Raw genomic sequence first — 8,296 nt, 5'->3', positions numbered from 1 at the left:
GGAAATTTCCGGTTCATCCCCGCGCGTGCGGGGAATACCAAATCCTCGTCAATGTAGATCGTGATTGGCTCGGTTCATCCCCGCGCGTGCGGGGAATACTTAAAATGGTGGATCGTCGAGCGTAAGTGGGACGGTTCATCCCCGCGCGTGCGGGGAATACGTGGTCCAATGCGGATCGATGAGGCCCAGGTCCGGTTCATCCCCGCGCGTGCGGGGAATACGGGTCATTGCTGTGTTGTAGCTCGGTAAACCACGGTTCATCCCCGCGCGTGCGGGGAATACGCACCATCGCCGAGAAACTAGGCGAAATGGGCCGGTTCATCCCCGCGCGTGAGGGGAATACCACCGAATCGTTGACGCCGCCGTCCGAGAGTACGGTTCATCCCCGCGCGTGCGGGGAATACGTAGTGGTCAAATCCCAGCCGTTCGCGCCGGTCGGTTCATCCCCGCGCGTGCGGGGAATACCGTCCGATCAGTTGCACCTTGTTCAGTCCGTACGGTTCATCCCCGCGCGTGCGGGGAATACGCCGCAGCGTCGGCAAGCATCTGTTTCGGGTCCGGTTCATCCCCGCGCGTGCGGGGAATACCCCGCGCGGCGACCCTCGGCTGAGTCATTTAACGACGGCTCAGCCTCTCCACCACCACGAGGGCAGTATCAGGGGCGTCAATCAAACCATATTCGATATACGCCACCGAATATCTGTCCTTGATGGGAATGGGTTTGAGTCGCGGCAGCATGTCATGCCCTTCGCAACAGCATCAATCCACAACCGAAACCCTTGGCGGGTCCGAATCCAGAGTGTACCATCCGAAGGAAAGTCTGCACATCCAGCACGCGCAGCACACCCTCTAATTCGACCGTGCCGATTGTCACAGCCGGACCGCCCTTGCGCTTGGCGAAACGATGCTGGGTGTAACCGTCCGCAATCACGGCCAGCACTTCGAATCCAGATCGCACTCCGCGCTCGCGGAACCATTTTTCCCCTTCTTCCTGAACTATGCAATGCAAAGGGGTAATACCCTTGCCACCTTTCTTTTCGTGAAAGCGGCGGTGCATCACCACATCGTACCGATGTTGACGATCGTTGTCGTCCCGACTAGAACGGACGGGATTGACGCGGAGCCGGAAGCGCAAGGTGTCGCCCTCGATGAGCTTCGGAGTCCATTCCCTGCACTCAACCTGCAACGCACTTCCGTTTGCCTCGGGGCGGCGTTCTGAGAGTACATACAGCAGTGGACGTCCTTGATCGCGTTCAAGACGGAAAAGAAAATCCCGCCGTCGATCCGCATGATCGGCGAAGAGATCCCACACCAGTTCATGAATTCCGTATGCATCGACACGGGCGATACTAAACAATTCTCTCGGGCCGGCCGTTGGGTGCACGGTGATTTTACTGAGGAAATTCATACGGTATCCTCCAGCGGCCGGGGCAGTACGGTGCAGTGTTCTATCCGTTCAGCGAACTGCCAGCGCCCGCGATTGTGCGGCAGGTCGCGACGTATACGTTCGAACTGCTTTTTTCCACTGATGGGATCGGCATTGGCATCGGAAAAAATGCGTAAGGTGTTTTCCTCCCGCGTCAGTGTATCAGTGAGCATGTGATGCTCGCGTATGTACGTGAGAAATGCTTCATGCACACCGACCGAGGCGGTAATGATATGCGGATTCAGCGGGTAAGCGGGCGGACAGCTTTTCCGCCCGAGATAGAGGGTGAATATGGGCTCGCGCAATGCGTCTCGCACCGTCTCCAGTGGCCATGACGCATTGTCGGTATCCCAAAGTGCTACCAATGACAAGGCATCGCAGCGATACTCGCGGGCAGAGAGCAGCGTGTTGATCTTTGCGGGATCAACCGCGAGTTCCTCTCGGCGTGTGCGATGCGGACCGCTTCCTGCGGATGGTGTCTGGATGGTGTGATAGTCGCGAAGGGGAACACCTTCGTTCTCGACACACAGTGCCAGACCGAAGGCCTCGCGCAGTTCATGGAGTTTCTGTTCCTCGCCACGACGGATACCGAGGGCCGCAGCGACGAGGCCAAGTATCGCGGATTTGGAGGGGTGCGCGTAACTTCGTCGATGTTCGCCGACGGCAATGTCTCCCCAGCTCGCCAAAGGGCCGTAGCAGCGGAATATCAGATAGCTCCGCATGACTTACTCCGTTACGAAATTCAGAACGTCGGCCAGTGAACCTTCGCCTCTGGCTACATTAAACACACGGCACTCGTCCGTGCACGTACCGTATACCTTGTCCATGTTGTCACGGAAGGATTCCAAGGCTGCAACCGCGGTGGTGCGTATGGCTTTACCACGCACGGGCTCGAGGTAGGCGGCCGCGAGTGAACGGGGCTGTTGCTTTCCCTTCTCGGCGAGGAGGTATTCTGCATAGGCGCGCGAGCCGAAACTGTTCTGCTTGCCTGTGGGAGCCACACGTGTGGCGGCTTCCACAAGTGCGCGCAGACCAGAGGCGGCGAGCTGCGCATCGCCGTTCAGATTCTCCAGCAGCAGGTCGTGATTGATGCAGAGGTAATGGTAGAAGAGACCGGAACCGAATTCCACCTCGCCCATGTGCCCTGCGCCTAGATCTTCGCCGCCTTTGTTCAGATCATCCACCGCTGTGAAAAAATCATCCTCCACCGCCACCTCATGGACGGTGATGGCATGTGCAACCTGCACGGCGGCTTCGCAATTGAATGCCGGGTTACTCGCAAGCATGCGACCGAACATGGCGATGTCGACGGCAGTGTTCTCCTTTCGTAGCAGCTTCAAATCCTCTTCGTTGGGTGGGCGCTTCTCCCTAATCAAAGTCGCTTGCAGAGTTGCGATCGCATCCTTTTCCTCCGGACTGAAATGCGCGAGTTGTTCGATCTCCAATTCCTTCAGCGGATTTTTCTTATCCGCGGCCTTGTTCTTTCCGAAGCAGCCCGCGATGCTCATCGCCCATTCCTTCGCGGATTTCTCGTCGATACCTGCGTCGATGAACACCTTGTGTATCTCGAGTCCCATGGCCTTCGTTCGTACGCCGAGGCTATTACCGCAGTGTTCGGCAAACACCTCTGAGGTGCGCCATGCGCGTTTCAAACTTTGCGAAGAAATGCGAAGACGCGTGCTTCCACCCATGATGGCAGTCTTGGGGCGCCCGAGATCGTCGCGATTGAGATTCGAGGGCGGATAGGCGGTAAGAATGTGTAGCTGAATGAATTTCGACATGTTTGTACTCCTTGTGTGATTATGCTTGATCCATTGCGTTTTCGTAGTAATGTCTGGCCCAGTCCTTGCGTGTACGCTCGTTCCACCAATACACACTCGTGGCCAAGTCGTGGATGTCCGCCTTGCGTCCTGCCAAGCGCAGAATGCGTAACATGGGTATGTACAGACCGTCTACACCGACGGTCAGTAGACGGCGGAATCGAAGTCCGCTTACAAGGGGTGTTGACCGTTCATCGCCGCGAGCCAGCCGCTTCGCGAACGGATTGTGCGGGTCGTGCTGTTCCACGTGCGCAAGTAAACCGACGACTCGTGCGAAGGCCTCGACGGAATTCCTCTCGCCCGGAAGAATGGAACGCAGCGCGTTGTAGAATTCTTGTGTCATCAGCACATCGGCGACATCGCGGCAGCGCCGTAATTCAGCTCGTGGACCTCGTCGATTGTCCAGACTCTTCCACCATGCGAGCAGCGCCGCACCGTGGTTGCTGTCGGGCAGGAAGGAAATTGTTTCCTTGAGTTGTTTCATCTCTCCTCCGTAATGAGTTGTGTTTCGAAGGCATGTATTTCGAGCGGGATATTCAGCAATTCGAAAATTTTCTTGCTGCGGTTCATTCCATACAGTTCCTTGCGAGCGAGGACAACATTGCGTGGGTTGGTTCGCGAGTAGTCCTCGCTGTCGACGATGGCGTCGAACAGCGTTTCCGCCTGTCGCGAGAGCACATCGTTCCACGAACGCATCAGGGGAATCTCCTTGTCTGTGTCACCGACGATATCGCGAAGTTGATGTATATGCCGGTAGAACTGGCTTTCCGTGTATTGCCAGAATGCATCAGTCAAGGATTGAGGCAACGCTGCATCGTCGCTGTTGCCTTTGGGGAGGGTCCATTTTATCGCACCATTTTTCGAGATGGATTCAACACGACCGAACTGCGCTCTGCGAACCGCTTTCACAGTATTGCCGCCGATAAGAGTCGCGGCTTCGATCATGCCTTCTACGCGGCGGCGGTATACTTCCAATTCTTCCGCCGGAAGGTTGAAGACCGGCATGCGGCCTTCGTACCAGCAGCGCGCCTTCATCTTGTCCATATCATAGCCAAAAGTGTTGAGGCCAATGTCCCCGGTATCGATGTTTTCGTCACGCAAATCCCTGTTTCTCATCGAAAGGAACAGTTCCACCACTGGAGCAGGGACTGTGCCGCCACTGCCACCGGGAAGCACATAGGAGGGCCAATGCCGGTAATGCAAACAATGCGCCGAGGCATGTACCGGACTGCGAGGCATATCGTCCTTCACGTACACTGGCGTGAGGGGATGTTTCCAAACACCACTCTGATAGTTCGGGCCGTAATTGCGTTCGCTGTACTTCGTCACAAGAGTGGTGTCACTGCCACCGCACACATCGCAAGTGAGGGATGCTTGGTCGCTGAAATGGAAAAAAATCCGTCGTGGCATACCCCAATATTCATGCATGGGAGCAACGTCGGTTGGGATGATCACCTCCTGCTTCTCGCTGGTGGGCATGGGAGTGAGCCAAGGGAAAAGCCGTGCATTCACGGTCGCAGCCACATTGCCTGGAAGCGTGTTCAATACAATTGAATGCCATAAGCTATCTGCGTACAGAACAGTGCTCAAGGGCCCGCCACCACGCAAGGAGGTGCGGAATCCCTTACCACCAGCCGGAGCATTGCTTTGCATGGTGTACAATGCGGCTGAGGCACAGGAACGGCAAAGCGTATTCGCAAAGCCGTCCTTGACGAAGAAATCCTTGTTTTCGCGTATTGATTGTTGTCCAGGTGCTTCGATCAGTATTGCGCTTATCGATTTCGGTTCCGCATCGGCGGCTGACAGATCCTGCATGAAACGATACCCTTCACCATCAAGAAGGAAGGCCTTTTCGAAGGCCTGAAACGCTTCGCGTATCCGCTGCGGCGTTGGTGGTGTAGTGAAACGCTCGAGCCAGTCGCTCTCGGGCCAGGGTGCGAGTGTGACCTGATATAATCCGATGAGAAATTGCATCACCGAGCCGTTGAAGTCCGGACGGGGAAAATCGAGCGCCACGATGGCATCCTCGGGCTTGTCTGTGATCTGCCAGGATGCGATCCGTTGTCGCTCACCACTCCGTCGTCGGACTGGTAGCCAGGGTTCATTGAGGAGATTGTACATCACTGTGCCTCGATCATTGTGAGAAGTTCTGTAATTCATAAGTTCTTCATCGCTTGGCCTATTGCAACACACCGACACGCGTCGCACCAGGACCAACACCGGGTAGATTCCCGTTTATAGGACTTTCTGTTTTTGTAAACCAAAGGCGGAATCGTAGCACCAGAGGATCTCCGCATTCTGCGTTGAAGAGGATTGACCACACCACACAGCATTATCTTCTGCGAGCACCAGCGGGCGTGCCCATTTGAACACGGCTCTATAAGTTTCCAGAAAATCCTTCAGTACGGAATCCCTTCTCAACTCAGGCACGGCCTTAAAAAGATTGGCGGGGCAATTAAGCCCGCTCAGCATGATTCCACCTTCGGAGAATCCATGCCAGGGTTCTATTGTATTCTCGATGCGCTTCAGGAGAACAACTCTCACAGAACCCTGTCCAAGGCGTGTAGACGCAATCTGATCGTTTTCCCAACGGGTGTTTTGCGCGGTATAACCGTCCATGACATTGAGTACACGGGCGGTTGCCAGTGAACCTTGTCCTCTGACCTTCCCTTCAGCCTGAAAATGCGGGGCACGAAGTGCGGCAGGCATGTTGTCTGCGGCGTGTGGTCCGTGTACCGATTCGATAAGCGTACGCGCATGCTCCGGAAAGCATTGCACACCATCTCGCTCTCTCAGTACGCGAGCGGTAAGCCACAGCCTACCATGATCCTGGTATACCCAGGCAGCGCGTGGAAACAACGATGGATACCAATCCTCACCGGCATCGTCCACAGGGACAGGTCCGAATACGAGCATTTCGGGTTTACCTCGCTCACCGCGGCTGTGTCTATGCAGGCGACCCGCGCGTTGAATTATTAAATCTACAGGTGCGAGGTCGCTGATCAGCACATCGAAATCCAGATCGAGCGACTGCTCCACCACCTGTGTCGCAACGAGAATACGTCCCGCGCGGGATTCAGGTCCGCTTTCCTTGCCGAACATAGTCATGACCCGGCGCTCAATGTTCGAGCGGTCATGTTGTGTGAAACGCGCATGAAACAGATCGATACGTTCGCGACCGTACGTAACGATGAGCTCGCGATACGCATCGATGGCATCATTCACGGTGTTGCGAATCCAGCAGACACACTGTCCCCGGTCCACTGCGTTCCCTATTCTCTCGTGAACGGCGGATTTGCTATCCGAGAAGTGGAATTGTACTTCGCGCTTACCACCAGTGCGGCAGGAGATGGGAGTTTCCGCGGGCCGGGCATGTTGCCAACTCACATGCGTTACGAGCGGATATTCCGAGCGAAGATCGTGTGGAGGGGTGTCGCCCAAATGGTGGAGGAATGCGTGGATCAGGTAGCTTCGCATTTCTGAGGGCAGAGTTGCGGAAAGCAGTATGGTGCTGCCACCCAAGGCGGAGTGAAAAGAAAGTAGAGCGCCGAGGAGGTTTCGCATGTAAGAGTCGTAAGCATGCACCTCGTCGACGATCAGAACCTTTCGCGAAAGCCCGTAGAGCCGTAGCGCCTGATAGCGAACCGGCAATACAGACAACAGGGCTTGATCGATGGTACCCACGCCGACACTGGCCAGGAACGCCCGGCGCGAATCCTCAGCTAGCCACGCGGAGCAGCTCGCGCCACCTGGGAACTCCTCGTCTTCCAAAATGCCTATGGCAGCACTGTCCAAGGTATCATGCATGGTGGTTGCGAGAACAGCCTGGAATGGCGCATGAAACGCCTTTCCTCCATGAGCAAGGACTATGGTCGGCCGCGTGCGCTCGTCATAACAGTTCTCGTACATTGAAGCGGTGCGGGCAAATATGCCATTTGAAGTGGCCTGTGTCGGGAGGGCAAAATACCACCCCTCCGCCTGCCCATTTTCCATCATGCGATAGGCCAAGGACAGCGCCGCCTCGGTTTTTCCAGCGCCAGTCAAATCCTCCATGATGTAGAGATTGGGTCCATCAGGAATGTCACATTCGAGAGCGTAACGCTGGAGAGGCGTGGGTATCATTTTCACTGTCGGGTCGCAAATCGCGGCATTAAACAGTGCGTGAAAATCTACCCCACTCCGCACACGTGTCGGCAACAGCATGAGTGTTTGCAGCGCTTCCTCAGCTTGAGGCAGGGCGTATTCCCTCCAGTAGTGTTCAATGGGAATCGTCTCCGGGTGGAACGGAAATAATTCCGCATTTGACCCGACCCAATCGCTCAGAATGGTGAGTCCGGCCATCAACCATGAAAGCCGATTTGTATCTCCATTTTCCATCGATCCGATTTTCTCAAAGATATCCGTCAGACCGGTACCATCCCGCAAATGCAGCCGCAGCAAATCGTCGAACAGTTGCTCCGCAGCAGCGATATCCCGCTCATCGAATTTGTCGCGCAACAATCCTTGTGTAGAAATAATGGGCGCGCCATGGTGCCCCATCACTGTTTCCATCCACGGGTTGAGTACGCGCCTTATGCTGTTTATTCTCAGTGAGTGCGCGCGATCAGCAACGAGATTGCTCATCATTCTGCGTGTCAGGCATTCCTCCCACAGCAATTTTCCCATCGCGCCATGGTGCATCCCGTAGGCCATGGGCCGCGGCCGCGAAATTCCATTCAGAGACGTGTCGATATCGGGGCGCAGATACTGGAAGGTATGAGAGAACTTGCCAAAATCGTGAAGAGAAAGGAGGAAGCAGACGAAGGCACGCGCTGTGTCTGGATCAAGACCGGCACGCGCGTGGAGTTCAGAGGGGAGAGTGTTCTCGTGTCTTGTCAACACATCGCCGACTGCAGCAACATCGAGCAGGTGGTAAGGCAGCAAGTGGTATGCTGATCCACTCCGTTCGGCCTTTGCCCAGTACTTATAATGATGCATAGTCTATCGTCCTTCTGGTCAGTCGCACAGGCACTATGGCACCCACCCTTTTATCCGCGCTCCGCCAATCCGC

6 protein-coding genes and 1 CRISPR repeat array are annotated in these 8,296 nt (G+C 55.7%); all 6 genes read right to left on the bottom strand.

Features of this window, described 5'->3' with window-relative positions; all coding sequences use genetic code 11:
* Positions 1-9: 9 nt before the first annotated feature.
* A CRISPR array of direct repeats spans positions 10-587; the repeat unit is 29 nt; unit sequence CGGTTCATCCCCGCGCGTGCGGGGAATAC.
* 152 nt (positions 588-739) lie between these two features.
* Positions 740-1,408 carry a type I-E CRISPR-associated protein Cas6/Cse3/CasE gene (gene cas6e, locus HY962_15835; protein MBI5648402.1) on the bottom strand — a complete coding sequence of 223 codons (669 nt, stop codon included), beginning with the start codon at positions 1,406-1,408 and terminating at the stop codon, positions 740-742.
* Positions 1,405-2,148, bottom strand: coding sequence for a type I-E CRISPR-associated protein Cas5/CasD (gene cas5e, locus HY962_15830; protein MBI5648401.1), 744 nt, complete (start codon positions 2,146-2,148; stop codon positions 1,405-1,407). The genes cas6e and cas5e overlap by 4 nt, the downstream gene beginning before the upstream one ends.
* Before the next feature lie 3 nt (positions 2,149-2,151).
* Positions 2,152-3,207, bottom strand: coding sequence for a type I-E CRISPR-associated protein Cas7/Cse4/CasC (gene cas7e, locus HY962_15825; protein ID MBI5648400.1), 1,056 nt, complete (start codon positions 3,205-3,207; stop codon positions 2,152-2,154).
* Between the two features lie 19 nt (positions 3,208-3,226).
* On the bottom strand, positions 3,227-3,730 hold the full coding sequence (gene casB, locus HY962_15820; protein MBI5648399.1) for a type I-E CRISPR-associated protein Cse2/CasB: 504 nt from the start codon (positions 3,728-3,730) through the stop codon (positions 3,227-3,229).
* Complete coding sequence (gene casA / locus HY962_15815; GenBank protein MBI5648398.1) at positions 3,727-5,367, bottom strand: type I-E CRISPR-associated protein Cse1/CasA; 1,641 nt, start codon at positions 5,365-5,367, stop codon at positions 3,727-3,729. Before casA ends, casB begins: the two co-directional genes overlap by 4 nt.
* A gap of 114 nt (positions 5,368-5,481) precedes the next feature.
* A complete protein-coding gene (gene cas3 / locus HY962_15810; GenBank protein ID MBI5648397.1) occupies positions 5,482-8,223 on the bottom strand; it encodes a CRISPR-associated helicase Cas3' in 2,742 nt (913 codons plus the stop codon).
* Between the last annotated feature and the right edge of the window lie 73 nt (positions 8,224-8,296).

It is taken from the genome of Ignavibacteriota bacterium (assembly GCA_016218045.1).
In the GTDB taxonomy this organism is placed as follows: domain Bacteria; phylum Bacteroidota; class Ignavibacteria; order SZUA-365; family SZUA-365; genus JACRFB01.
Note: the sequence above shows the minus strand (reverse complement) of the source record. Positions and strands in the feature narration are given on the sequence as shown.

Coding starts and splice junctions, on each gene's coding strand:
- cas6e (MBI5648402.1), bottom strand. CDS start 1,408: ATGAATTTCCTCAGTAAAATCACCGTGCACCCAACGGCCGGCCCGAGA.
- cas5e (MBI5648401.1), bottom strand. CDS start 2,148: ATGCGGAGCTATCTGATATTCCGCTGCTACGGCCCTTTGGCGAGCTGG.
- cas7e (MBI5648400.1), bottom strand. CDS start 3,207: ATGTCGAAATTCATTCAGCTACACATTCTTACCGCCTATCCGCCCTCG.
- casB (MBI5648399.1), bottom strand. CDS start 3,730: ATGAAACAACTCAAGGAAACAATTTCCTTCCTGCCCGACAGCAACCAC.
- casA (MBI5648398.1), bottom strand. CDS start 5,367: ATGTACAATCTCCTCAATGAACCCTGGCTACCAGTCCGACGACGGAGT.
- cas3 (MBI5648397.1), bottom strand. CDS start 8,223: ATGCATCATTATAAGTACTGGGCAAAGGCCGAACGGAGTGGATCAGCA.